This is a genomic window from Snodgrassella alvi, from assembly GCF_002777745.1.
Taxonomy (GTDB): domain Bacteria; phylum Pseudomonadota; class Gammaproteobacteria; order Burkholderiales; family Neisseriaceae; genus Snodgrassella; species Snodgrassella alvi_D.
Genome location: NZ_MEIO01000061.1, coordinates 1 through 2,552 on the forward strand (window position 1 = coordinate 1; position 2,552 = coordinate 2,552).

General features: G+C 39.4%; 3 protein-coding genes. All 3 read left to right on the forward strand.

Annotation, left to right across the window (positions count from 1 at the left end; genetic code table 11):
- The first annotated feature begins 134 nt into the window (after positions 1-134).
- A complete protein-coding gene (locus BHC51_RS10515) occupies positions 135-959 on the forward strand; it encodes an IS3 family transposase (RefSeq protein ID WP_100153988.1) in 825 nt (274 codons plus the stop codon).
- A gap of 66 nt (positions 960-1,025) precedes the next feature.
- Positions 1,026-1,850, forward strand: a complete 825-nt coding sequence (locus BHC51_RS10520; protein ID WP_100153989.1) for an IS3 family transposase — start codon at positions 1,026-1,028, stop codon at positions 1,848-1,850.
- A 48-nt stretch (positions 1,851-1,898) separates the two neighbouring features.
- On the forward strand, positions 1,899-2,552 hold a 654-nt coding region (locus BHC51_RS10525; protein WP_143558842.1), incomplete at its 3' end, for an IS3 family transposase.

Below are 2,552 nucleotides of genomic sequence, written 5' to 3' on the forward strand. Positions count from 1 at the left end.
AAATACGGTGGTATGGAAACGTCCGATATCAAACGTTTAAAGGAGCTAGAGGCTGAAAACCTTAAGCTTAAGCAGATGTTTGCTGAGCTCAGTTTAAAATCTCAGCTTCAGGAGGAAATCATAAAAAAGCTATAGTGCCTACTCAAACACGTAAAGCTTGGGCTGTACAACTGCAAGAAAGTCATTCTGTTACTATTGCCATGAGCTGCGCTATTGTTAGCTTAAGTCGCTGCGCTTACTATTATCAACCTAAATTACCGGATGATTCAGTGATTATGTCGGTACTAAGTGCTATTACCGATAAGCATTTACGCTGGGGCTTTCCTAAATGTTTTAATCGCATCAGAAAGCTCGGCTGTAAATGGAATCATAAACGTGTGTATCGGGTGTATTGTGAATTAAAGCTTAATCTCAGGGTAAAGCGTAAACAACGCATTCCTCCACGAAGCCCAGAAAGGCTATCAGCACCCAATAAACAAGGTGAATGCTGGTCAATGGATTTTATGAGTGACAGCAGTCGCAATCAACAGCGTTTTAGAACCTTCAATGTGATAGATGACTTTAATCGTGAGGCGTTAGGCATTGATATTGCAGTTAGTTTACCTGCTGGCAGGATTACCCGTTACCTAGATAAACTGGCCGAATATCATGGCTATCCACTCAAAATACGAGTGGATAATGGACCGGAATTTACCGGAAAAACATTCATCGACTGGGCAAAGTCACATGGTATAACCATAGATTATATTCAACCAGGTAGCCCATATCAAAACGGATATATTGAACGATTTAATCGCACCTATCGCACAGAGGTACTAGATTTATATCTATTTAATAATCTGGAACAGGCAAGAAAGGTAACCGAAGAATGGCTAACCATTTATAACACGGAAAGGCCTCATGAAGCATTAAATAATATGACGCCGATTGAATATAAAACCCTAAAACAAGCAGCATAATTTTCTACTTGAATCTTGTACTAAGTTTGGGGTATTTACACAGGAGGAAATCATAAAAAAGCTATAGTGCCTACTCAAGCACGTAAAGCCTGGGCTGTACAACTGCAAGAAAGTCATTCTATTACTATTGCCATGAGCTGCGCTATTGTTGGCTTAAGTCGCTGTGCTTACTATTATCAACCTAAATTACCGGATGATTCAGTGATTATGTCAGTACTCAGTGCTATTACCGATAAGCATTTACGCTGGGGCTTTCCTAAATGTTTTAATTGCATCAGAAAGCTCGGCTATAAATGGAATCATAAACGTGTGTATCGGGTGTATTGTGAATTAAAGCTTAATCTCAGGGTAAAGCGTAAACAACGTATTCCTCCACGAAATCCAGAAAGGCTATCAGCACCCAATAAACAAGGTGAATGCTGGTCAATGGATTTTATGAGTGACAGCAGTCGCAATCAACAGCGTTTTAGAACCTTCAATGTGATAGATGACTTTAATCGTGAGGCGTTAGGCATTGATATTGCGGTTAGTTTACCTGCTGGCAGAATTACCCGTTATCTGGATAAACTGGCCGAATATCATGGCTATCCACTAAAAATACGAGTAGATAATGGACCGGAATTTACTGGAAAAACATTCATCGACTGGGCAAAGTCACATGGTATATCCATAGATTATATTCAAGCGGGCAGCCCATATCAAAACGGATATATTGAACGATTTAATCGCACCTATCGCACAGAGGTACTAGATTTATATCTATTTAATAATCTGGAACAAGCAAGAAAGGTAACCGAAGAATGGCTAACCATTTATAACACGGAAAGACCTCATGAAGCATTAAATAATATGACGCCGATTGAATATAAAACCCTAAAACAAGCAGCATAATTTTCTACTTGAATCTTGTACTAAGTTTGGGGTATTTACACAGTGATTATGTCGGTACTAAGTGCTATTACCGATAAGCATTTACGCTGGGGCTTTCCTAAATGTTTTAATCGCATCAGAAAGCTCGGCTATAAATGGAATCATAAACGTGTGTATCGGGTGTATTGTGAATTAAAGCTTAATCTCAGGGTAAAGCGTAAACAACGCATTCCTCCACGAAGCCCAGAAAGGCTATCAGCACCCAATAAACAAGGTGAATGCTGGTCAATGGATTTTATGAGTGACAGCAGTCGCAATCAACAGCGTTTTAGAACCTTCAATGTGATAGATGACTTTAATCGTGAGGCGTTAGGCATTGATATTGCGGTTAGTTTACCTGCTGGCAGGATTACCCGTTACCTAGATAAACTGGCCGAATATCATGGCTATCCACTCAAAATACGAGTGGATAATGGACCGGAATTTACCGGAAAAACATTCATCGACTGGGCAAAGTCACATGGTATAACCATAGATTATATTCAACCAGGTAGCCCATATCAAAACGGATATATTGAACGATTTAATCGCACCTATCGCACAGAGGTACTAGATTTATATCTATTTAATAATCTGGAACAAGCAAGAAAGGTAACCGAAGAATGGCTAACCATTTATAACACGGAAAGGCCTCATGAAGCATTAAATAATATGACGCCGATT